Source organism: Archangium violaceum (genome assembly GCF_016859125.1).
Lineage (GTDB): Bacteria > Myxococcota > Myxococcia > Myxococcales > Myxococcaceae > Archangium > Archangium violaceum_A.
In genome coordinates this window covers 6085263-6105795 of the sequence record NZ_CP069338.1, presented here as the reverse complement: position 1 = coordinate 6105795, position 20533 = coordinate 6085263, and the positions used below count along the sequence as shown (strand labels likewise).

The window sequence follows — 20533 nt, the reverse complement described above, 5'->3', positions numbered from 1 at the left end:
GACGCGTAGTCCCGTAGCACTGACGTGTCGGCGAGGCCGCTCGCACGCTCAGAACGGTGGGCGCTTGGGGCTCTCCGCCAGGAGCGAATCGGGCCTTGACCTCAACCTATCTTGAGGTTGCACGCTTGTGCCCATGACGATCCAACCTTCTCATGATGTGTCAGATGTCGTTCTGGTCACTGGAGCGACGGGCAATGTCGGCCGGCATGTCGTCCAGCAATTGCTCGCCGCCGGGGTCCCGGTCCGGGCGGCCAGCCGACGGCCCGAATCGGTGAACCTGCCCGGACGAGTGGAGGTCGTCGGCGCCGACCTCACCCAAGCCGCGACTCTGCCCGCCGCGCTGGCCGGTGTGCGCAAGGTCTTCCTCTATGCCGAGCCGCGGGGCATCGACGGCTTCGTCGCCGCGGCCAGGGCCGCCGGGGTGAAGCACGTGGTGTTGCTGTCCTCCAGCGCCGTCGTGGCGGCCGACGCGGAGACGAACCCGATTGCCCGACTCCACCTCGACGTGGAACGACCGCTCGAGGCATCCGGGATTCCCTGGACGTTCATCCGGCCCGGGGCCTTCGCCACGAACTCGCTGATGTGGGCGCACTCGATTCGCTCCGACGGCGTCGTCCGGACGCCCTACCCCGAATCGCACAGCACGCCGATTCATGAGGAGGACCTCGCCGAAGTCGCGGTGCGGGCGCTGCTCGACCCCGGACACGAGAACGCGAGTTACGTCCTCAGCGGGCCGGAGTCGCTGACCCAACGGCGCCAGGTGGAGCTCATCGCCGAGGCAATCGGTCGTCCGGTGCGGTTGGAGGTCATCACGCCCGCGCGAGCGCGCGAAGAGATGAGCCGAGTCATGCCGCCAATGGCCGTGGACGTGCTGCTGCGGTACCAGGCCCTGTCCGACGGTGTCCCCCTGCCCGTGCGGGCCACCGCGCGCGATGTCACGGGGCGGCCGGCACGCCCATTCGCCAGGTGGGCCCGGGACCACGCCAGCGACTTCCGCTAATTCCCACAGCGGGACTCCACCGCGCGACATCGCCCCGACACCCTCCGAGGCTCTCGTGCGTGCGCATGTCCCCACCTGAGCAGGATGGCATCCGCCGGAACAAGCGCTCGAAGTGGATGCGCTCCTCCAAGGCCCGGTTGAAGGCGGCGTGGTTGTCCTGGGCGAGCAGGAAGATGGTCTCCTCCCGGGTGGGGCGGGATGGCCCGCTCAGGCGCGGGCGGGAGGCCGTTGGGGGCGGGGCTTGGAGGCGGCCTCCGGGTCACGTCTCAGCGCGCCTGGCGACACGCCCATGAAACGCTTGAAGGCCCGGCTGAAGGCCGCCTCGGACTGGTAGCCGAGGCGGCTCGCGAGCTCGCCGAGCCCCGCCGTGTCCTCCCTGAGCCAGGTGACGGCCACGTGCATCCGCCAGCGCGCGACGTAGTGCATGGCGGGCTCGCCGACGAGCTCGGTGAAGCGCGCCGCGAAGACCGAGCGCGACATCCCGACCTCGCGCGCGAGCGCGGACAGCGTCCAGGCGCGCGCCGGCTCCCGGTGGATGAGCATGATGGCACGGCCCAGCTGCTTGTCCTGCAGCGCGCCGAGCCACCCCGTCTGCGCGGCCGGATCCTGCTGAATCCACGAGCGGATGGCCTGCACCACCAGGATGTCCGCCAGCCGGGTGATGACCGTCTCTCCGCCGGGGCGCAGCGCCTTCGCCTCGGTCGCCATCAGCCGAAGCGTGCTCTCCATCCACTCCCCGTGCGCCGAGCTCGCGGCGTCCAGGTGAATCACCCGGGGCAGGAGCTTCACCATCGCGTGCGCGGCGGGGTGGTCGAAGCGGACGGCGCCGCAGACGAGCGTGCTCGGCGCACCGCCGCCCCCGTGCCGGAGGACGGAATAGCGCTCGCTGAGCTGCTGCTGCGGAAGGTCATGGGCCAGGGGCGTGGGGACGCGCGGCTCGGTCCAGAGCCGGTGACCCTCGCCGTGCGGCACGAGCGCGAGGTCCCCCGGACTCAGGACGACGGGCGCGCCGCCCTCGACCTCGAGCGAGCACCGGCCCGCCGTCAGGACGTGGAACCACATGCACCCGGGCATGGGCGGCAGTGCCAGCCCCCATGGCGCGGAGAGCTCCGACTGGCAGTAGAAGCTGCCCGTCATCCGCAGGAAGTGCAGGGCCTCGCCGAGCGGGTCCACGGGGGCCCAGAGCTGCTTGTCCACCATGCCCCGAGCATGCTCACGGTGGGCCGGCAGCGTCCAGCGGCGCGCCTGGACGAACGAGCATGAATCCGCGACTGCCGGTCATTGAGACCCCGGGCCCCGGGCGACATCTTGCGCGCAGGCAATCCAGCCCGAGGGAGTCGTGATGAAAGTCCTGGTCGTGGGTGCAACGGGAGGTTCTGGCCGCGCGGCCATCGAGGTGCTGCTGTCCGCGGGGCATGACGTGACGGCCTTTGCCCGGAGGCCGCGGGCGCTCCAGCTGTCGTCCCCGAGGTTGAATATCGTCACGGGGGACGCGGCGAACCCCGAGGACGTCGAGCACGCGGTGCGGGGGCAGGACGCGGTGATCGTCACGCTCGGCATCAGCGAGAACCCATTGACGGTCCGGATGCGCGGCAGCTCGAGGACGCCGATGGACGTGCGCTCGGTGGGGACGCGAAACGTCATCGCCGCGATGCGGAAGCACGGCGTGCGCAAGCTGGTGGTGCAGACCACGTACGGAGTGGGAGAGACGTGGGGCCGGCTGTCGCTCAAGTGGAAGCTGCTGTTCTCGCTGCTCCTGAAGCCGCAGATCGCCGACACCGAGGTGCAGGAGCGGGAGGTGCGCGAGAGCGGGCTCGACTGGGTGCTCGCGCGGCCCGTCGGGCTGACGGACGAGGCGGACGCGGGTGCGCCCTTCGCCTCACCGGAGGGCGAGGCCCGTGGGATGAGCGTCTCGCGCAGGAGCGTGGGCCGCTTCCTCGTCGAGGCGGCGGAGGGCGCGAAGTACATCGGGAAGTCGGTGGCCCTCTCGGCCGCGTGAGGCTTCACATGACCGGAACCCCGCTCCTCGTATTGACGTGGCTGTCGGCGCTCGGCTCGGGCGTGGTGGCTGGAGTCTTCTTCGCCTTCTCCGCGTTCGTGATGGGAGGCCTTGCCCGGCTGCCGCCCGCGCAGGGCCTCCTGGCGATGCAGTCCATCAACGTCACCGCGACGACGCCGGCGTTCATGTCCGTGTTCTTCGGAACGGCCGTGGCCGCGCTGGGCGCCGCGGTGCTCGGACCGCGCTCATGGCAGACGCCGGGCGCGGTGTACCTGTGGGTGGGGTGTGGGCTGTACGTGCTCGGCGTCGTCGGAGTGACAGCCGCGTGCAACGTGCCCAGGAACCATGCGCTCGCGGCCGTCGACCCGGTGCAGGTGGACGCCGCCCGCCTGTGGACGGGCTACGTGTCGGGCTGGACGGCGTGGAACCACGTGAGGACGGTGGCGGCGCTCGCGGCCACGGTGTGCTTCATCCTCGCGCTCCGCGCATCCGCGGGGGCGCAGTCACCCGGCTGAGCATGGGAGGGCGCGGTAGGTCGTGGGCGCGTGGCGGTGCGGGCTCAGGGGGACGGCACGAAGCGGACGTCCACCCAGTAGTTGGTGTCCTTGTAGCTGCTCGCGGGGAAGCCGCCGGCGCCGTACGCATAGACGCCGTTGCCTCCCACGCTCGCGCTGGCGGGGGCCGTCAGGTTGCCGCTGGTGACGGCGCTCGCGAGCCCGGACGGGTCTCTCGCGAAGCGGCCGTTGGACGTGTGGTACGAGGCCACGTAGAGCGTGTTGGCGCTGATGGGGACGGGCGTGGGCAGGACGGCCTCCTGCCACCCGGGGATGCGGCCGTCGCTCACGGACACCTGGGCGAGCAGGGTGCCCGTGCCACTCCAGAGGCGGGCGACGTAGCCGCTGGCGTTGCCGGTGCCCCGGTAGAAGCGCAGCGCGTGGATGGTGCCGGAGACGTTGCCGCGGAAGCGCACGCCCAGCTCCACGGCGCGGGTGTCCGCCTCCTCGACGGCATTGGCGGGCACGCGGTCTCCGAAGAGCGTCTGGCTCCAGGGGAGGATGAGCGTGGCCACCACCGGCCGGTGGTCCGACTGCGACGTCGCGCCCACGACGGCCGCCGTCACGGGCGACGTCCACGCGGAGCCGAGCATCACGTAGTCGATGCGGCGCGTGGGGATGCTCGCGTCATGGGTGTAGCCGCTGCCCGAGCCGCCGCGCGTCCACGCGTCCGAGAGCAGCGCCTTCAGGCTGGTGATGCCAGACTCGGAAGGGGAGGCGTTGAGGTCGCCGCCGAGCAGGGCCCATGGCCTGCCCGCCAGGGCGGCCTTGACATCCTCCGCCTGCTCGAGCCGCTCCGTGGCGCCGGTGGTGCCGAAGTGGGTGACGGCCACGGGGATGACGTGCGTCGCATCGAGCTCCACCTCCACCAGGCCGAGCACGCGCTGCTCCGCGGCGGAGCGCAGGGGAATGCGCTGGGTGGAGCGGATGGGGTAGCGCGACAACACCGCGAGGCCGTACTGCCCGCCGTCGTAGCTGAGCAGCGAGGGGATGAAGGCCGAGCCCAGCCCCGTGAGCTGCCCCAGCCGCGCGGCCTGGTCCACCTTGCCGGAGCGGTTGGTGAGGACATCCACCTCCTGCAGCACGACGAGGTCCGGTGACTGGCCCTTGATGACGCTGGCGATGCTGTCGAGGCTGCTCAGCTCACCGTGCTTGATGTTGTACGTCATGAACCGCAGCCCGCCGCCCGGGGTGAGGGCCCGCGAGGTCTGGGTGGACGGCACGGACTCGTCCGCGGGCTCCGGTGGCGCGCACCGGGGAAGGGCGGCGAGGAGCAGGACGGCCAGGATGACTGTGAGGGATTGCCGGAGGCGCATGGTCAGGGCTCTCGTGGTGCTGACGGTGACCCGGGTGTCTTGGAATACCCCGGAGACAGCTGCTGGCCGAGGGCGTCGATCATCAACTCGAGGCCGAAGCCGTATTCCGCCTCGTGCCGACAGACGGACAGGTACGCGGCGGACTCGGTGACACGCGGGAGGCCCGTCGCGACCAGCACCCGCTCGCGCTCGGCCATGCCCGCGGGATCCAGTCCGCTGAACGTGGGGCCGGCGCCGACGTCACGCAGCAGGGTCCCGACCAGGTAGGCCAGGAGGGCGCGCAAGGCGTGCACCGCCCCCTTGGCGTCGAACCCGGCACGCCGGAGGATGTCGAGCGCGGTCTCCGTGAGAGGGAGCGAGGGTCCCGACTGGAGCTGGCGCGTGAGGCACAGCGGGGCCGTGCGAGGGTGCGCCAGGGCCTCACGCCGAAAGGCCGCCCCCAGGGCGCGGGCGTCGTGGCGCCAGTCAGACGTCGGCGGGGGGACGTCCATGCGCGAGAGCACGACCTCGGTGATGCCGTCGAGCACCGCGTCCTTGTTGGCGACGTGGTTGTACAGCGACATCGCCTCGACCCCGAGCTCGGTGGCCAGATTGCGCATGCTGAGCGCCTCGACGCCGTGCTGCTCCACCAGGCGCAGAGCGGCGGCCAGAATCCTCTCACGTGACAACGGCTCTCGGGTCCGGGTGCTTGCCTTCATCGGGCTCCTTCACGCCTCTCTTGACATACTTACAGCGTAAGCGCCATCCTGCGCCAACTTACAGCGCAATCCCATACTCCAGACAGGACGCAGCCCATGCTCACCGACGCCCTGCGCGCGACGCGCGAGAAGATCGTGCTCGACCACTTCCACGACGAGGTCGCCCAGAAGTGGGACGACGTCCTGTCGACGTTCCCACACCCGCGCTACGAAGTGAGATCGCGACCGGCGTCCTGCACGACTGCGTATTCCGGCCATCGTGATCACCCAGATCGGTCGATCGTGATCACCTGGATCGGTCATCGTGATCGGAGCGAAGCGACGCTGACCGGGGACCTACTTCTCCGCAGACTCCTCCTTCCTGCGGGAGGGGCCCTTTAGCACGACCCGATGGGAGTTATGTAGCACCCTGTCGCAAATGGCGTCGGCCACCGTCGGGTCACCCAGGTGGTCGTGCCACTTCGTGGTGGGCAGCTGGCTGGTCATGAGGGTGCTGCGGTTGCCGTACCTGTCCTCGAGAATCTCCAGCATGTCGCGGCGCTCCTGCTCCTTGAGCGGCGCCAGCCCCCAGTCGTCAATCACCAGCACGTCCACCTTGGCCAGACGCGCCAGCACGCGCGCAGGGATGATTCGTCCACCCGGTGCCATTGCACTGACACCTCTGTGGGCCTACTGCAACTACTGCAACCCAAGCTCATGGTCCCAGTCATATAACAATCCGATAAGTTCCTCAGTGAGTGCACCCGACACCCGTTCGAAAGAACGCGCGTCGAGAGAGGCGAGGCGCTCGCGCTGGAAGGCCGGGTCTGCCACCACCTCGCGGTGCTTCAAGTTGCGCGCGAGAGCAAGGGCCCGAGGCATTTCCCGGAAGATAGCCTCGACACAGTCCTCCCGTGTCGCTCTCGCCATGCGCTCCGCCGCCACCGCCAGACGCGAGCGCACCGAGGAATCGCCCACCGGGCACCACGCATCCATGGCCCAGCCGCAGGAGGCCACCATCACCTCCTCCAGAGTCTGTGGCACGCTTGGTTTCTTGAAGAGGTAGCGCGCGCTCTGAAGCGGCGCCCAGAAACGAAGCACCGAATGGAGACGCCGCGCCGTACGCTCCGCACTCACCGCCCCCATGTGCGTCGTCGCGAAAAACAGCGCCCCCCAGGCCGTTTCCCGGAAGAACGCCTCATAGTCATGCCTCACGAGAAACGACTTCTGCCCATCCTGGGCCAGGTCGCCCATGACATGCGACACCATGTACAGCCGCCAGGCTGGGCGCTCACGCTGGAAGTCCACCACCTCGTGCGCCACCACCACCTCGCCCGGGGGCAGTTCCACCATCTGCCGAGGGACGGGAATGGTACCGTCCTTCCGGTACTGCTCTCCACACCGCAAACTCTCCCGGTGCGTCTTCTGCTGCACCGAGCGGAAGGTTCCATGCAGGAAGGACGGCAGTTGCAGCGACGCGGTCTGTCCGGGTGTCATTCAGTCTGTCCTAGCAAAAGCAGCCACACCTCAACGAGAAAGCGACATGCCCGCAGCGGCCGGCGCCTGTTCCGGGGACGCGGCGGATGGAGGCCGCACCGGGAAGGGAATGACCTGTCCACCTCCCTGGGCGGGTGGCTGCCGCGCCCCCGTGCCAGCCCCCATCTGTCCCATGATGGAACCCCACAAGACCGTCGTCGCAACCCCACCGACCAGGTCGATGACCATGCCCACAGTCCCGCTGACGGTGGCGAGTTTCTCACGACTGCTCACCATTCCTTCCACAGCCTGACTCACCCAGCCACCGTACTGCCGCAACTCCTCCTCGGAGAGTTCCACCCACTGTCCGGCCTCGTCAGCCGCCGACTGGGACTCGAAGCGTTCCTGGCTGCGCGTCCACCGGTACTGGACCACTCCAGGCTCGGGATTCTTCCATTCCAGGCGCCAGATGTATTGACCTCCCGCGAAGCGGACGAGGATTTCACCTTGGAAGTCCGTACCACCGGTAAACCGTCTGCCAGACAGGATGGCCCGATTCAATGCGGCCATGTACTTGCGAGCCTCCTCTCTGCCTTCCTGGAGAGCCAACCCATCCCATGGCTTGATTTCGAAGAGGGCTCGGAGGGTGAAGTCGGTGATGTCCGGGCGTAGCTCGCGCTCTTTCGGCAGCAAAAGAGACGCGTCTCCGATTTCCGTTTCATCAAGGATGAACTTGATCGATTTGGTATTGTAATAAACCCTGTTGCCCGGGTAGTTGATGCCATACATGTAAGAGATGAGCCGGTGTGACGCATTACCCATGTAGAACTCCCAGGGCATCCGCGAATCCGGCTTGCGGCCGGGAATGTTGTAACCCTGGATGCCAGGGCGGATGGGCTCTCCTCCCACCAATGGCTCATCGCTCATGGCCAAGAGGGCTCCTGGAGGAAGAACGGAACCGGGCGAGCCGTACCGTGGCACGTCCTGGTGCCAAGCGGGGGAAGACCCCCCGCCAGAGGCCGTGGCACAGGCGGCGAGCACCAGCACGAGGAGGACCATGCACCGCGCGACCCAGAACAGGGATGGACAGCCGATAGCTGCATTCATGTGAACTTCCCGCTCCGCTCGCACCAACAAGCGCGAAGTCAGCCAGCAGCAGAGGTGGGGCATCGAGAAAAGAAACCCAGGCAGTGGAGGCGGAAGGACTTTACCGGCACGCGGTTCGTCGAGGAGTGAGGCAGCGACCAAGAAGAGTGCTTGTCCTACAGGAGGCGGCGGGAATCGAACCCGCGTCCTTCCGATACCCTCACCCCGTCCCTCTCCCAGGGGGAGAGGGGTATTCGCTCACACGTAACCGAAGCGGCGTCGCAGGAACCATTCAGTCCCCAGCAGCCCCACCAGCGCCACCAGGTAGTACCAACGGTCCCACAGCGGCTTGTCCTTCGCCCGCCCCACTTCCACCACCGGCGGGTCCAGCAACGGCACGTCATCCGGCAGCCCACTCATCGGCAGCCGGAACGCCTTGCCTCCCGTGTACTTCGCGATCTGCTCCATCAGATCCGGCCGCACCGATGCGTCCGACAGCTCCGGGCCCACCGCTCGCACCGCCACCGCGTCCTCGCCCTTCCCCAGATCCGTCTCGCCCTTCTTCGCCGTGGCCACCAGTTTGTATGGACCCGGCGCCGGCGGCGCGAACTCCAGCCGAACCACTCCGTCCGGTCCCGTCTGCCCTGTCTGCACGGCCACCGGCCTCTGCGTGTCCACCGACACCAGTTCCACACGAATCTGCGCGTCCTGCGCCGGCTGGTAGTCCGACGTCCTCGACGACACCACCACCCCCACCGCCTTCCCAGGCTCCACCGACGGAGGATCCGCCGTCACGTTCAGCGTCGTCAGGTCCGGATCCCTCACCAGCCAGCGCAGCGCGCTGCCCCAGAAGCGCTCATACGTGCGGCTCGGCGAGCCATCCTTGTGCGCCGTGAAGGCCCAGTACCAGCTCGCGTCCGTCGCCATCACCAGCGCCCTCCCCCGCCCGTAGTCCCACACCGCCACCAGCGGCGCGTTCTTCCCGTCCACCGTCATGAACGGATGGTCCATCAGCACCGTCGCCCCTGGCTTCGCCCTCGTCAGGTTCGCTCCCGGAATCGCCGGCAGCTCCGCCCACGCCGCCTCCGTGCTCGCCCCTCCCGACACCATCGCCGTCACCGGGTGTCTCAGTCCCTCCGGCGTCAGCCTCGCCTTGAAGGGCTCGGCGTTCGCCGGGCCCGCCCCCTCCACCGGCAGCGCCTCGTACAGCGTGGGCATGTTCGCCCTTCCCTCTCCCAGCACGCTGTCTCCGCCAATCATCACGAAGGCACCGCCGTTGTGCACGTAGCGCTCCAGGTTGCGCTCGTACTGGGCGATCGACAGCGATTGGTCCGTGTGGCCGAAGTTCTGGAAGATGACCACGTCGAACGTGTCCAGCTTCGTGTCGAAGATCTCCTCCATCGGGAAGGGAATCAGCGACAGCTCGCGCTCCTGGCTCACCACGCCCGGGTCATCCGACATCGTCCGCAGGATGTAGAAGGACACCAGGTCCACGTTCGCGTCCTGGCGCAACAGGCCTCTCAGGAAGCGCTCGTCCCACGAGGGCCGGCCCACCACCAGCAGCACGCGCACCCGGTCCCGAATCACCTTCAGCACGAAGGAGCGGGTGTTGTTGTCCCCCACCGCCTCGTCCGGGAACACGGGCATGCTCACCGTGTAGACGAAGCGCCCCGTCTGATCCGGCGTGAACGTGAAGCCCACCGGCTTCACGTCGTCCGAGGACTCGAAGCGCACCGCCTTGCTCGCCACCACCTTGCCTTCCTGCTTCAGCACCACCGGCACGTCCTGTCCGGAGAAGCCTCGGCCGTGCACCTCCACCTCCACGGTGATGGAGTTGCGCACGAAGGCGAAGTCATCCACCTTCACCCGCTCGACGGACAGGTCCTTCAGCGCCTCCTTGCCCACCAGGAACGTCGACACCGGCACGTTCAGGTCCGCCAGCGCCGCCCGCGCCCGGCCCACCGCGCCGCCCGCGAGCTCCACGTTGTCCGCGCCGTCGCTCACCAGCAGCACGCCGCCCAGCTTCTTCGCGCCCTGCGCCCCCGCCCCCACCGAGCGCAGCGCCGACAACAGGTCCGACGAGCCCGCGCGCGCCGGCTCCTTCGCGAGCGCCTCGGCCGTGGTGGGCGACAGCTCCGGGTCGAAGCCGTACACCTCCACCGTGTACCGGTCCCGCAGGGCCGCCAGCCCCGGCGCCGCGTTCTCCAGGAAGGCCGCCGCCTGGGCCGAGCGCGTCATGCCCCCGGGCTCCACCGGGAAGTTCATGGACGCCGAGCGGTCCACCAGCACGGCCAGGCGGTTCTTCATCCGCGCCACCTGGAGGTTGCGGATGCCCGGCTCCAGCAGGAAGAAGAGCGCCGCCAGGCCCGCGCCCGCGCGCAGCAGCCACAGGGACCAGCGACGCAGGCGCGCCGGCTCTCGCCGCACGCCCCACGCCGCCAGGCCCACTCCGAGCGCCACGCCCACGCCCAGCAGCACCAACGCCCAGACGGGCAGTGGCGAGAGGCTGACGAGCTTCCAGGCATTGAAGGGGGTGGTGTCCATGAAGTGAGCCAGGGGCCTCGTGTCAGCGGCGCTTGTTGAGGATGAGGGGCAGGTGGACGGCGTCGTCCTTGTAGTCCAGGCAGAGGGCGTACATGCAGAGGTTCACGCCCACCCGCACGGCCAATTCGCGCTGGGGCTCGCCACCCGGGGAGACGTCGAATTCGTAATCGCCCGCCTCGCTGCGGCTCCACGCGCCCGCCAGGTCGTTCTGCGAGTACATCACCGCCGCCCGCTTGCCGAGGTTGGCCGACAGCAACTGTGGCTTGTTGAGCAACCGGCCCGGCGCCGAGTCCAGCAGGAAGAAGCTCTTGAAGACGACGTGGGTGGAGGGCACCGGCGTGAGCGGGCTCTGCGGCAGCACCCGCGCCATCTCCCGGCGGAAGCTCGCGTCGAAGCCATCCCCGTCGCTGCCATCATTGGCGTCCGCCAGGAGGAAGCCTCCGAAGGTGAGGTAGCGCCGGAGGTTCTCCACCTCCGCATCGGAGAAGGGCGGGAAGCCTCCGTCCCCTCCCAGGTAGAGGAAGGGGTACTCGAAGAGGTCCGGGCTGGAGAGGGCGAAGGGGCGAGCATCCGGCACCACGTCCACCGAGGTGCGCCGCTGCAGCTCCCAGGCAATTCGTCGGAGCCCCGACAATCGGGCGTCCCAACGGCCTCCATGGCGGGCGACGGCGGGGATGAAGCGGCTCTTCTCTCCGAAGGCGGACGCGCGCCCGGCGAGCAGCGGGACGAGCGCCGCGCTCCCGAGCAAGAGGTGTCGACGGCTGAGGGGGCGCGGGGGCATGGGGGTTCTATATACCGTCGACGCGCCCTTGCATTCCCCGCTATAGAGGGGGCCCATGGCGAAAGGCGGACAGACGCCGAAGGATCCTGCCTCCCCCCGGATGCAGGCGGCGTGGAAGCTCAAGGACTCGGGGGACGTGGTAGCCGCGCGACACGAGGCCGAGCGCATCCTGGCGGACAATCCCAGTCCGCAGGACAAAGCCCAGGCCGAGGAACTGTTGCGCCGCTCCACCACGCCCGTCGCGCTCTATGGCTTCGCGGCCCTGGCCGCCTTCATCCTCGTGCTGCTCGTGGTGCTCGCCGCCACGCGCTACTAGGGGGCACCGTCGTGGACGCGTACCTCGAGGCCCTCAAGGCCTACCAGAGCTTCAACCCCGCGGGCTGGGTGGCCATCTACCGGCTGCTGCCCATGTGGGCCGGCATCGTGAGTTGCGGGGTGGGGCTCACGCTGTTGCTCTTCGGTGGAGGCCGGCTCTTCCGCGTCCTGGCCGGACCCATGGGCGCCCTCATCGGCCTGGGCTGGACGGGCGTGCTGCTCACGAGGTTCGGCATCGCCGGGACGGATCCCCGCCTAGCCACCGCCGCCGCAGCGGTGCTCGCGGTGCTCGGCTTCGTCTTCCCTCCGGCCATCGTCTACCTGGGCGTGGGCATCCCCGTGGGCCTGCTCGGCGGGGAGATCGCCGGGCCCAATGACTACCTCATCGGCTTCGTGCCGGGCCTCATCCTCGGCGGATTGGTGGCCGCGGTGCTGCACCGACAGGTGGCGGCCATCCTCTCCTCCGCGCTGGGGGCGTGGCTGCTCGTCATCGGCGCGATGGCGGCCCTGCACCAGTTCGGCGGGCTCGTCGCCGCCATGGCCAGCCAGCCCTGGGGCCTCATCATCGCCGCGGGCCTGTTCGCGATCGCCGGCAGCGTCTATCAGATCGCCGTGCGCCCCTCGCCCGAGGAGGCCGAGCGCCAGCAGGCCGAGCGTCAGCGGTTGAAGGTGCGCCAGGCCGAGCAGAAGGCCCTGGAGAAGCGCTGGAGCGCCTCCCGGGGTGACAAGTAGGCACTCGCACCCGGCCTTTACCTCCACCGGGGCCGCGCGTAGATTCCGCGCCCCCCTCCACCCCACCCCCCTTGGGGACGAGAGACACCCATGGCCCAGGCCAGACGCAAGGAGAAGAACCTCGAGTCCCGGGAGCCGCAGCGCCCCCGAGTGGAGGGCCCTCCCTCCGCGGACGCCGAGACGGGTGCCACCGTCGCATGGAAGAAGCCCGAGGGACTGTCGCGCCGGGGCTGGGTGGTGCTCGCCTCCGTCATCGTCCTCATCCAGTTCCCCCTCATCCACTACGCCCTCTTCCGGGGTGAGGCCGCCACCACCACCACCGTGCCCTACCGGCAGGACTTCTCGGATCCGTCCGTGGTGCAGCGCGACTTCTTCTCCACCGGTGGCCACTGGCGCGTGGTGGACGGGCAGCTGCTGTCGCCCGGCGTGAAGAACAACCCGCTGTGGCTCCAGGCGAAGCTGCCCCGGGACGTGGCCGTCGAATTCGACGTGCGCTCCGAGTCCCAGGAGGGCGACATCAAGGCGGAGATCTTCGGCGACGGGACGGATCACGCATCCGGGTACGTCCTGATTCACGGCGGGTGGAACAACTCGATGTCCATCATCGCGCGGCTGGACGAGCACGGCACCCCGCTGGACACGCTCCAGAAGCAGGCGCGGCGCGTGGCCGAGAACAACGGCGGAAAGAGCGCGGGCCTGGTGGAGACGGGGGTGTTCCGCGAGGGCACGCACATGCGCGTGGAGGCGCGGCCCTACCCGGTGGAGCTCGGCCGCACCTACCACTGGCGTATCGAGCGCAGGGGCTCGCTGTTACGCTGGTTCATCGACGGCAAGCCCTTCATGGAGTTCGATGACCCGATCCCGCTCGAGGGAAAAGGTCATGACCGCTTCGGGTTCTCCAGCTGGGAGTCCCAGCTCTTCTTCGACAACCTGAAGATCGAGCCGCTGTAACCCCGCGCAATATGGGGTAAGCACCGGCAGCCGATCAGGAGTCAGGGGTACCAACGTGCGCAGAGTCGGAATCTTCGGCTGGGGAGTGGTCGCTCCCCGGTCCCGGAACATCGAGGCCTTCGAGAAGAACCTCGCGTCGGCGGAGAGCTGGCTCTCCGCGTTCCAGGGCTTCGGGCCCAACAACTTCCTCGTCGGCAATCCCGAGTTCGACTTCTCGGACTACAAGCCGTGGATCGACGCGCGCTTCCCCGCCACGCGCTTCGCCCAGCTCGAGAAGAAGATGGGCATGCCCACGAAGATGGCGATCGGCTCCTTCATCCAGGCGCTGGGGCAGAACCCGGGTCTGGAGCAGGAGTTGCAGACGCTGGGGCCTCGCGCGCACGTGTACGTGGGCACCGGCCTGGGAGATCTGCCGACCATCCACGACATCACCCTGGGTCTGCACCGCGCCCAGCGGCGGTGGGACCGGTTCTGGGCGGCCCCCGAGCGCAACAGCGCCCTGCGCCGCTGGCAGGAGACGCGCGAGCCGCTGACGGGCATGCCCCCGGACCCCGCCACCGTGGACCCGGCCGAGCTGGACGTGGCCGAGGAGGCCTGGTGGCACTTCTGGGCGGGCCAGTCTCCCGAGCTGCGCGAGTACCTCGCCGAGCAGAAGGAGATTGAATGCCTGGGCGTCGAAGGCGGCAACGTGGAGTCCGCCAAGCTCGCCGTCATCAAGGAGAAGCGGACGCGCAACCAGCGCCTGCAGAAGAAGTGGAACGCGCCCGAGCCGCCCTGGAACGCGGTGCCGGCCGACATCCTCTGGAACATCCACAACACCCCCGCGTCGCAGATCTCCATGATGGGGAAGATCACCGGCATGACGTTCGCGCCGGTGGCGGCGTGCTCCTCGTTCGGCTACGGGCTGAAGCTGGCGCTCGACGCCATCCGCCGGGGTGATGCGAAGGCGGTGGTGATGGGGATGACGGATCCGCCCCCGCACGAGCTCACGGTGGGTGGTTTCTACAACGCGCGCGTGGTGAGCGCGGACGGCGCCGTGTCCAAGCCGCTCACGCAGCTGCGTGGCACGCACGTCGCTGGTGGCTCCGTGGTGTGGATCCTCGGAGACCTGGAGCACTTCACCGCCAGGGGCTTCAAGCCACTGGGCATGGAGCCCGTCACCGTGGGCGTCACCGCGGACGCGGACCACATCATCACGCCCTCGAAGGAGGGCCCCACCGTGGCCATCCACGAGGCCCTCCAGTCCGCGGGCGTGACGCCGACGGAGGTGGGCAGCTGGGATCTGCACGCCACCGCCACCCCGGGTGACTTCCTGGAGGTGGAGACGCTGCGCGCGGTGCTGCCCGAGACGGTGCTGGTGACGGCGCGCAAGGGCACCTTCGGACACGGCATGAGCGCCGGTGGCGGCTGGGAGCTGACGGCCCAGTACCTCGGCTTTGCCCGGGGCCAGATGTTCCCCACCCCGTTGACCGAGGCGGAACTCAACAAGGAGATCGGCCGCGTGCACGGCCGCTACGTCTTCGACAAGGCCGTGGCGGCGCCCCAGGGCTGCGCCGGCAAGCTGTCCATGGGCGTGGGAGGCATCAACGCCTGCGTCATCTCGCGCCCCTGGCGCTGAGCGCGGAGCGGCCCTACCCGTATAGGGTCATGCCTCGCGTTCGCGCTCCCGCGGTGGCGGGGTCCTTCTACCCTGCCGCCGCCCCCCTTCTCGCCCAGCAGGTGGACCGTTGGCTGGAGCAGGCCCCCGCCTGTCTGAGCCCACCTCCCTCGGCGCTCATCGTCCCCCATGCCGGCTACATGTACTCGGGCCCGGTGGCCGCGAGCGGCTATGCCTGCCTGCGCGGGCTGAAGGGACAGGTGAAGCATGTCCTGCTGCTCGGGCCCTGCCACTTCGTCCCGATGAACGGGCTGGCCCACCCCGATGCGGAGCTGCTGCGCACGCCGCTCGGGGACGTGCCCGTCGATGAGTCCCTGCGCGAGCGCGCCGAGGCAACGCACCACGTCGCCGCGTCCGCCGTGGCCCACCAGAGGGAGCACTCGCTCGAGGTCCAGCTCCCCTTCCTCCAGCGCGTGCTGGGGGATTTCGACGTGCTCCCGCTCGTGGTCGGCTCCACCCGGCCCGAGGAGGTGGCCGAGGTGCTCGACTCACTCTGGACGGAGGACGTGCTGCCCATCATCAGCTCGGACCTGTCGCACTACCTGCCCTACGACACCGCCCGGAGGGTGGACCGCGAGACGGCCGACCACATCCTCCGGCTCGAAGGTCCGCTCGAGGAGGACTTCGCGTGCGGCGCCGCGGCCATCAACGGACTGCTGCTCGTGGCGCGGCGACGCGGACTGCGCGCCGAGCTGCTCGACCTGCGCAGCTCGGGCGATACGGCGGGAGACAAGCAGGAGGTGGTCGGCTACGGCGCGTTCGCCTTCCACACGAGCAACTAGCCAATCCGCACGGCGTTGCCGTCGAGGCGCACCTTCTCGATGGTGAGCCCCATCAACTGCTCCAGCATCGCCCTGGCCAGCTCGCGCGCCGACTTCAGCTGCTCCGCGCGCCCCTTGTCGCGTCCCTCGTTGTAGAGCCCGCGGATGATGGAGCCCGAGAGCACCACCGACTCGTACAGCTCCTGCTTCTCGCGATCCGACAGGCGCCGCTCCTTGAGCCGCATGGCGATGCTCGCGTTGATCTGCTCCAGCATGCTCTCCCGCTGCTCCCCACTCAGCTCCTCGCCGTTCTTGAGCGCGCAGTAGGAAGACAGGAAGAGGAAGTTGAAGGCCCCGGCGAGGTTGTTCTTCAGCCGCTGCTCGTCGTTCTCATCCAGGAGATGCTCGTAGTCCTTCAGCAGTTCCAGCAGGGCCGCCTCGAGCCGCTGGCGTTGCTCCCGCTCGAGGCCCGGAACCCCCGTGGCAATGCGCCTGGGCACGACGGGCTCGCCCACCGTGCGGAACGACGACACCGAGAGCGGCAGCAACACCGGCGAGATGGTGGGCGACTCCACCGACGTTCCCGAGGCCGCCCGAGGCTCGCCCCACTGCCGCTGGAAGGTGAGCTTGAAGTTGCCGTTGATGAACAGGCTGCTGCTGTATTGCCTGTATGGACTGAAGGGCTTCGCCTCCGCCGGCCCACTGGAGCCGAGCAGGATGCACGCCACCCACATGGCGAGCAGTGCCCTGAAATCGTGGTTCATGTCCCCCTCCGTACGACTAGACGGGGGGGAACATCCTCGGAAAGCACGCGAGCGGGCAAGTTCTGGGAGAATGCGCTGGCCCCCTCCACGGCGGCCCTGGTAGCAGCGCCCCCATGCGGCTCACCCTCCACCGTGGCGTCAGCCTCGCCGTCCTCGCCTCGGCTCGAACCGAAGCGGAGCACCATGAGGACCTGGGTTGCAGCATCCAGGGCCCCACCGCCCGACCCGTGCGTCAGGCCCACCAGCCCCTGAAGGAGCGGCTCGCGGAGCTGGGCCCGGAGCGCTCCCTGCGCGAGGCCAAATCCCTGGTGCGCTGGCTGGAGGAGACGCCCCGCTACGCCGCGCTCTGTGACACGGGTAGACGGCGGGGAGGGCGGCGCCCGCTGCGGCACGAGGTGCTGTTCCCCGACGCGACGCGGCACAAGCCGCGGATCCTCCACCTGCGCCAGGAGGAGCTGGGGCTCGACTTCCCGGTGAAGGCGCGTGAGTGGCCGGCCATCGCCGAGCTCTTCGCCACCCTCGAGCGTGGCGCCACCCGAGCCGAGCTGCGGGCGCTCGCGGCGGTCCCCGCGGTGGGCGAGCTGCTCGGAGACATGTCGGACGCGGGCTGGCTGGTGCGCCACGAGGGGCCGGTGGAGGTACCCGCTCCGGGCGCCCTCTTCATCGGCCACAACACCGTGCTGGTGTCGAGCACCCGGGCACGCGTCCTGGTGGACCCGTACTTCCGGCCCGCGAGCGGGCTCGATCGGCCGGACTACCAGCCGATGCAGCCGGGCGACATCGGCCCGGTGGACGCGGTGGTCATCACCCACTCGCACGGGGACCACTTCCACCTGGGCTCACTGCTGCGGCTGCCGCGTGACACGCGCATCTTCGTCCCGGCGGTGGAGCGCGAGAGCCTCTTCTCCACCGACTGCGTGCTGCGGCTGGAGCAGCTCGGCTACACCCGCGTCGAGGCCCTGCGCTGGGGCGAGGAGCGGCTGGTGGGCGACATCACCGTGCGCGCCCTGCCCTTCCATGGCGAGCAGCCCACTGATGGGGAGGGCCTCTACCCGGACCTCTTCAACGAGGGAAACACGTGGCTGGTGCGCGCACCGGGCTTCTCCGCGGCCTTCTTCGCCGATGCCGGGCATGACGTGCGCGGAGACATGCGCACCGTCTGCCGCGCGCTGCGGAAGGAGGAGCCGGTGGACGTGCTCTTCTGCGGCGTGCGCGGCTTCCGGCTCGAGCCCCTCTTCTTCGGCTACACCACGCTGGACGCCTACCTCGTCGACGTGCCCGTGGACGCACTCGGCACGCCGCAGCAGCTCATGGCCGGGCCGGAGGAGGCCCTGCGATACGGTGAGCTGCTCGGCGCGCGGTACGTGGTGCCCTGTGCCGATGGCGGTGCCCCCTGGTACTGGCGCGAGGGCATGGGCCCGCGCTACCCGGGCTACCCCGGTGCACCGGTGAGCGGCGCCAGCACCCTGGATGAGAACCCGGACGCGGACCCCTACCCCGAGCGACTGAAGCAGGTGCGCCGCCGCATGGGACAGGGGCCCCAGGCCCTGCTGCTCCGTCCTGGAGAAGCCCTGGCGTGGCGGGGACGCCAGGCTCCGAAGCTCATCCAATACCCTGGCTTCCAGTGGCCGTTCGGCGGCATGCCGGCCCGGCGGGGTGCGTGATGCGAGCCGCTCGGCCTCACCGCGGCTGCCGAGGCTCCAGGTCCCGAAGCGGCTCCTCCGGGAAGGACTTCATGTTGAGCAGACCCGCCAGGACGTGCAGCTTCTCGTGCACCGATTCGTTGGTGAACTCGTGGAGGTCCATCAACGCCTGGGCGTAGTCCGTGAGCGCGCTCAGCCATTCGCGCAGGCTCTCCGGGCTCGTCGGCCTGGCGCGAGCGTCCTCGATTCGCGCGAAGGCCTCGTGCAGTCTGTCGGCGGCATCATCGACGTGTTTGGGAAGTGCCATGGTTCATCCCTCCGCTTCACCATGGGACACCCCTGTCCTGAAGTGCCAGGGCGGCCGTCATGCCGGAGGGCCCGGCGGACACGCCTGGAGGCGCTCCCTCCGGTGCCGCATGAGAACCGGGCGGCCGTGCTCGGGACGAGCGCCGCGCCGGGGAGCAGGCACTCGAGCCCGGCCTGCCCGCCGGTGGCATGCACCCGAGTCCGAGCGGACAAATCCTCAATCTTCATGACGCAGGCCGCCAAGGCCGCGACGAACAGGGAGGAGGTCGTCATGAAGGGACGTGAGCGCGTGTGCAAGAAGCACATCAAGCAAGCGGGTTGGAGCATCGCGAACGAGGGCCAGCGGGAGCAGGGCTATCACCTGGAGCTCCATGGTCCTCGAGGGGAGCAGATGAAGGTCGACGCGCCTTCCAAGGCCCGTGCCTACCGACACGCGGAGCGACAGGTGAACGGCTCGGAACCGGGAATGGCGCTCTGGGCGGGTCCAACCTGATTCCTTCTCGACTGGTCGGGAAGTAGCCGACCGGGCTGGAGCACCGCCCGCCGAACTGCCCCCCGGCATTCCCCGACCCTAACCTACCTGCCAGGACACCGAGGGCGTGCCATGAACATTCAAGACACCGACAAACCGTCGGCGGAGCAGGGCAGCAGCCAGGCCTCCACCGAGCAGGACCAGAAGCCTAGCAAGGCGCCACCTCCCATGCAGGCGGATCAGCGTCCGCCGATCGAACGGGGGGCGCACCTGCTCGCGCTGAGCACGCTCAAGAACGCGGAGATTCCCTTCGTGGTCGCGGGCGCCTACGCGCTCCACCTCTACACGGGTATCTACCGTGACACCAAGGACCTGGACATCTTCCTCAAGCGCGAGCACGTGCAGCGCGCGATGGAGTCCCTGGAGAGCATGGGCTTCCAGACGAAGATGCATGATCCGGTGTGGATCGCGAAGGCCTACGCCAACGACGAATACTTCGCCGATCTCATCTTCAGCTCGGGCAACGGCGTGGCCATCGTGGACGACTATTGGATCGACCGGGCCCATCCGGGCGTCATCCACGGGCTGCCCATCCTGGTGGCGCCGCCCGAGGACATCATCTGGTCCAAGGCCTTCGTCTGCGAGCGCGAGCGCTTCGACGGCACGGACATCAACCACCTCATCCTCGCCCGCGGCAAGCAGATGGACTGGAAGCACCTGATGATGCGCTTCCAGCCGCACTGGGAGGTGCTCCTGGCCCACCTCACCTTCTACCGTTTCAGCTATCCGGGACAGCGCGACCACGTGCCCCGCTGGATCTGGGACGAGCTGCTCGACCGGGCCCGCGACCAGCACAACGAGCCCGAGAAGAAGAAGCTCTGCCGGGGAATGTTGATCGCCAAGGGACAGTACAACGTGGATGTCGAGCACTGGGGTTACGCCGACGCCCGCCTGGTGGAGGTCGCGACGTTCCGCGACTACAAGAAGGACTGAGGCGCACGGCGCGGCCCTTGCCCGGCAGGCCGTCCACCACTAGCAAGGGGGCTCCCTCGCGCCCCGGAGCCCGCGCCCCATGTCCCTGTCCACGCTCTGCCTTCGCTGCGGCCTGTGCTGCGATGGCACCCTCTTCACGCACGTCCCGCTCCGGCGCACGGAGGTGGGTCCCTTGAAGGCCCTCGGGCTGCCCGTGAAGGAGCGCAAGGACGGCACGCCCATCCTCCCGCAGCGATGTGCCGCACTGGAGGGCAAGCGGTGTACCGCCTACGCGGAGCGCCCCGAGGAATGCCGCCGCTACCATTGCAACCTCTTCTCCGCGCTCTCGGAGGGTGAGGTGTCCCTCGAGGAGGCACTCGCGGTGGTGGACGGGGCGCACGCCCTCCTGCTCGCCACCTCCGGGGACACCGAGCGGAAGTCCGAGGTGGAGGACTACCTCGACCGTCACTTCCGGGGCCGCCATCGTCGCTATACGGCGCAATAGCCGCCCGCTTCGTAGCGTGGGT

Annotated in this window: 21 protein-coding genes and 1 pseudogene; 12 read left to right on the top strand and 10 right to left on the bottom strand. The window is 69.0% G+C overall.

Annotation, left to right across the window (positions count from 1 at the left end; genetic code table 11):
• Positions 1–133 precede the first annotated feature (133 nt).
• Positions 134–1000 (top strand): SDR family oxidoreductase, encoded by an 867-nt coding sequence (locus tag JQX13_RS26175; RefSeq protein WP_203411630.1) that lies wholly within the window; start codon positions 134–136, stop codon positions 998–1000.
• A gap of 207 nt (positions 1001–1207) precedes the next feature.
• On the opposite strand, the gene JQX13_RS26170 is transcribed toward JQX13_RS26175, so the two are convergent.
• Positions 1208–2200 carry an AraC family transcriptional regulator gene (locus JQX13_RS26170; protein WP_203411629.1) on the bottom strand — a complete coding sequence of 331 codons (993 nt, stop codon included), beginning with the start codon at positions 2198–2200 and terminating at the stop codon, positions 1208–1210.
• Positions 2201–2342: 142 nt separating this feature from the next.
• Here JQX13_RS26170 and JQX13_RS26165 point away from each other — a divergent pair, with 142 nt between their 5' ends.
• Together JQX13_RS26165 and JQX13_RS26160 are read left to right on the top strand one after the other, a co-directional pair.
• Positions 2343–2999, top strand: coding sequence for an NAD(P)-dependent oxidoreductase (locus JQX13_RS26165; RefSeq protein ID WP_203411628.1), 657 nt, complete (start codon positions 2343–2345; stop codon positions 2997–2999).
• Positions 3000–3007: 8 nt separating this feature from the next.
• Positions 3008–3514: a DUF1772 domain-containing protein gene (locus JQX13_RS26160; RefSeq protein ID WP_203411627.1), complete on the top strand. Its 507-nt coding sequence runs from the start codon at positions 3008–3010 to the stop codon at positions 3512–3514.
• Positions 3515–3558: 44 nt separating this feature from the next.
• Here JQX13_RS26160 and JQX13_RS26155 read toward each other — a convergent pair whose 3' ends face one another.
• The 7 genes and pseudogenes from JQX13_RS26155 to JQX13_RS26125 form a co-directional block, all read right to left on the bottom strand.
• On the bottom strand, positions 3559–4869 hold the full coding sequence (locus tag JQX13_RS26155; RefSeq protein ID WP_239015178.1) for a DUF4082 domain-containing protein: 1311 nt from the start codon (positions 4867–4869) through the stop codon (positions 3559–3561).
• A 2-nt stretch (positions 4870–4871) separates the two neighbouring features.
• A complete protein-coding gene (locus tag JQX13_RS26150; RefSeq protein WP_203411626.1) occupies positions 4872–5567 on the bottom strand; it encodes a TetR/AcrR family transcriptional regulator C-terminal domain-containing protein in 696 nt (231 codons plus the stop codon).
• Between the two features lie 336 nt (positions 5568–5903).
• Positions 5904–6167: pseudogene (locus JQX13_RS26145) on the bottom strand (ATP-binding protein); the annotation flags it as partial.
• Between the two features lie 78 nt (positions 6168–6245).
• Positions 6246–7043 (bottom strand): hypothetical protein, encoded by a 798-nt coding sequence (locus tag JQX13_RS26140; protein ID WP_203411624.1) that lies wholly within the window; start codon positions 7041–7043, stop codon positions 6246–6248.
• Between the two features lie 30 nt (positions 7044–7073).
• A complete protein-coding gene (locus JQX13_RS26135; protein ID WP_203411623.1) occupies positions 7074–7949 on the bottom strand; it encodes a hypothetical protein in 876 nt (291 codons plus the stop codon).
• A gap of 417 nt (positions 7950–8366) precedes the next feature.
• On the bottom strand, positions 8367–10652 hold the full coding sequence (locus tag JQX13_RS26130) for a glutamine amidotransferase (protein ID WP_203411622.1): 2286 nt from the start codon (positions 10650–10652) through the stop codon (positions 8367–8369).
• A gap of 22 nt (positions 10653–10674) precedes the next feature.
• Positions 10675–11433, bottom strand: coding sequence for a DUF4159 domain-containing protein (locus JQX13_RS26125; protein WP_203411621.1), 759 nt, complete (start codon positions 11431–11433; stop codon positions 10675–10677).
• 55 nt (positions 11434–11488) lie between these two features.
• Between JQX13_RS26125 and JQX13_RS26120 the strand changes: the two genes are divergently transcribed.
• From JQX13_RS26120 to amrB, 5 genes are all read left to right on the top strand, one after another.
• The gene (locus JQX13_RS26120) at positions 11489–11749 is read left to right on the top strand and encodes a molecular chaperone DnaJ (protein ID WP_203411620.1); all 261 of its coding nucleotides are present in this window, start codon (positions 11489–11491) and stop codon (positions 11747–11749) included.
• A gap of 11 nt (positions 11750–11760) precedes the next feature.
• Complete coding sequence (locus tag JQX13_RS26115; protein WP_203411619.1) at positions 11761–12480, top strand: hypothetical protein; 720 nt, start codon at positions 11761–11763, stop codon at positions 12478–12480.
• Between the two features lie 90 nt (positions 12481–12570).
• On the top strand, positions 12571–13431 hold the full coding sequence (locus JQX13_RS26110) for a hypothetical protein (protein WP_203411618.1): 861 nt from the start codon (positions 12571–12573) through the stop codon (positions 13429–13431).
• 55 nt (positions 13432–13486) lie between these two features.
• Positions 13487–15049 carry a beta-ketoacyl synthase N-terminal-like domain-containing protein gene (locus tag JQX13_RS26105; RefSeq protein WP_203411617.1) on the top strand — a complete coding sequence of 521 codons (1563 nt, stop codon included), beginning with the start codon at positions 13487–13489 and terminating at the stop codon, positions 15047–15049.
• Between the two features lie 29 nt (positions 15050–15078).
• Positions 15079–15870 carry an AmmeMemoRadiSam system protein B gene (amrB, locus tag JQX13_RS26100; protein WP_203411616.1) on the top strand — a complete coding sequence of 264 codons (792 nt, stop codon included), beginning with the start codon at positions 15079–15081 and terminating at the stop codon, positions 15868–15870.
• Here the strand turns inward: amrB and JQX13_RS26095 are convergent.
• Positions 15867–16613: a DUF6683 family protein gene (locus JQX13_RS26095; protein ID WP_203411615.1), complete on the bottom strand. Its 747-nt coding sequence runs from the start codon at positions 16611–16613 to the stop codon at positions 15867–15869. The two genes, amrB and JQX13_RS26095, sit on opposite strands and share 4 nt — an antisense overlap.
• 113 nt (positions 16614–16726) lie before the next feature.
• Here JQX13_RS26095 and JQX13_RS26090 point away from each other — a divergent pair, with 113 nt between their 5' ends.
• Positions 16727–18277, top strand: coding sequence for an MBL fold metallo-hydrolase (locus JQX13_RS26090; RefSeq protein WP_203411614.1), 1551 nt, complete (start codon positions 16727–16729; stop codon positions 18275–18277).
• A gap of 16 nt (positions 18278–18293) precedes the next feature.
• Here the strand turns inward: JQX13_RS26090 and JQX13_RS26085 are convergent, their stop codons facing one another.
• On the bottom strand, positions 18294–18563 hold the full coding sequence (locus JQX13_RS26085; protein WP_203411613.1) for a hypothetical protein: 270 nt from the start codon (positions 18561–18563) through the stop codon (positions 18294–18296).
• Positions 18564–18833: 270 nt separating this feature from the next.
• Here JQX13_RS26085 and JQX13_RS26080 point away from each other — a divergent pair, with 270 nt between their 5' ends.
• The 3 genes from JQX13_RS26080 to JQX13_RS26070 all read left to right on the top strand — a co-directional run bounded on the left by JQX13_RS26080 (position 18834) and on the right by JQX13_RS26070 (position 20511).
• On the top strand, positions 18834–19055 hold the full coding sequence (locus JQX13_RS26080) for a hypothetical protein (protein ID WP_203411612.1): 222 nt from the start codon (positions 18834–18836) through the stop codon (positions 19053–19055).
• A gap of 111 nt (positions 19056–19166) precedes the next feature.
• Positions 19167–20027: a nucleotidyltransferase gene (locus JQX13_RS26075; RefSeq protein ID WP_203411611.1), complete on the top strand. Its 861-nt coding sequence runs from the start codon at positions 19167–19169 to the stop codon at positions 20025–20027.
• Between the two features lie 79 nt (positions 20028–20106).
• Positions 20107–20511 carry a YkgJ family cysteine cluster protein gene (locus JQX13_RS26070; RefSeq protein ID WP_203411610.1) on the top strand — a complete coding sequence of 135 codons (405 nt, stop codon included), beginning with the start codon at positions 20107–20109 and terminating at the stop codon, positions 20509–20511.
• Positions 20512–20533: the final 22 nt, after the last annotated feature.

Bases quoted from the DNA above. Each gene is read 5' to 3' on its own strand.
- JQX13_RS26175 (WP_203411630.1), top strand. From the start codon at position 134: ATGACGATCCAACCTTCTCATGATGTGTCAGATGTCGTTCTGGTCACT.
- JQX13_RS26170 (WP_203411629.1), bottom strand. From the start codon at position 2,200: ATGGTGGACAAGCAGCTCTGGGCCCCCGTGGACCCGCTCGGCGAGGCC.
- JQX13_RS26165 (WP_203411628.1), top strand. From the start codon at position 2,343: ATGAAAGTCCTGGTCGTGGGTGCAACGGGAGGTTCTGGCCGCGCGGCC.
- JQX13_RS26160 (WP_203411627.1), top strand. From the start codon at position 3,008: ATGACCGGAACCCCGCTCCTCGTATTGACGTGGCTGTCGGCGCTCGGC.
- JQX13_RS26155 (WP_239015178.1), bottom strand. From the start codon at position 4,869: ATGCGCCTCCGGCAATCCCTCACAGTCATCCTGGCCGTCCTGCTCCTC.
- JQX13_RS26150 (WP_203411626.1), bottom strand. From the start codon at position 5,567: ATGAAGGCAAGCACCCGGACCCGAGAGCCGTTGTCACGTGAGAGGATT.
- JQX13_RS26140 (WP_203411624.1), bottom strand. From the start codon at position 7,043: ATGACACCCGGACAGACCGCGTCGCTGCAACTGCCGTCCTTCCTGCAT.
- JQX13_RS26135 (WP_203411623.1), bottom strand. From the start codon at position 7,949: ATGAGCGATGAGCCATTGGTGGGAGGAGAGCCCATCCGCCCTGGCATC.
- JQX13_RS26130 (WP_203411622.1), bottom strand. From the start codon at position 10,652: ATGGACACCACCCCCTTCAATGCCTGGAAGCTCGTCAGCCTCTCGCCA.
- JQX13_RS26125 (WP_203411621.1), bottom strand. From the start codon at position 11,433: ATGCCCCCGCGCCCCCTCAGCCGTCGACACCTCTTGCTCGGGAGCGCG.
- JQX13_RS26120 (WP_203411620.1), top strand. From the start codon at position 11,489: ATGGCGAAAGGCGGACAGACGCCGAAGGATCCTGCCTCCCCCCGGATG.
- JQX13_RS26110 (WP_203411618.1), top strand. From the start codon at position 12,571: ATGGCCCAGGCCAGACGCAAGGAGAAGAACCTCGAGTCCCGGGAGCCG.
- amrB (WP_203411616.1), top strand. From the start codon at position 15,079: ATGCCTCGCGTTCGCGCTCCCGCGGTGGCGGGGTCCTTCTACCCTGCC.
- JQX13_RS26095 (WP_203411615.1), bottom strand. From the start codon at position 16,613: ATGAACCACGATTTCAGGGCACTGCTCGCCATGTGGGTGGCGTGCATC.
- JQX13_RS26090 (WP_203411614.1), top strand. From the start codon at position 16,727: ATGCGGCTCACCCTCCACCGTGGCGTCAGCCTCGCCGTCCTCGCCTCG.
- JQX13_RS26085 (WP_203411613.1), bottom strand. From the start codon at position 18,563: ATGGCACTTCCCAAACACGTCGATGATGCCGCCGACAGACTGCACGAG.
- JQX13_RS26080 (WP_203411612.1), top strand. From the start codon at position 18,834: ATGAAGGGACGTGAGCGCGTGTGCAAGAAGCACATCAAGCAAGCGGGT.
- JQX13_RS26075 (WP_203411611.1), top strand. From the start codon at position 19,167: ATGAACATTCAAGACACCGACAAACCGTCGGCGGAGCAGGGCAGCAGC.
- JQX13_RS26070 (WP_203411610.1), top strand. From the start codon at position 20,107: ATGTCCCTGTCCACGCTCTGCCTTCGCTGCGGCCTGTGCTGCGATGGC.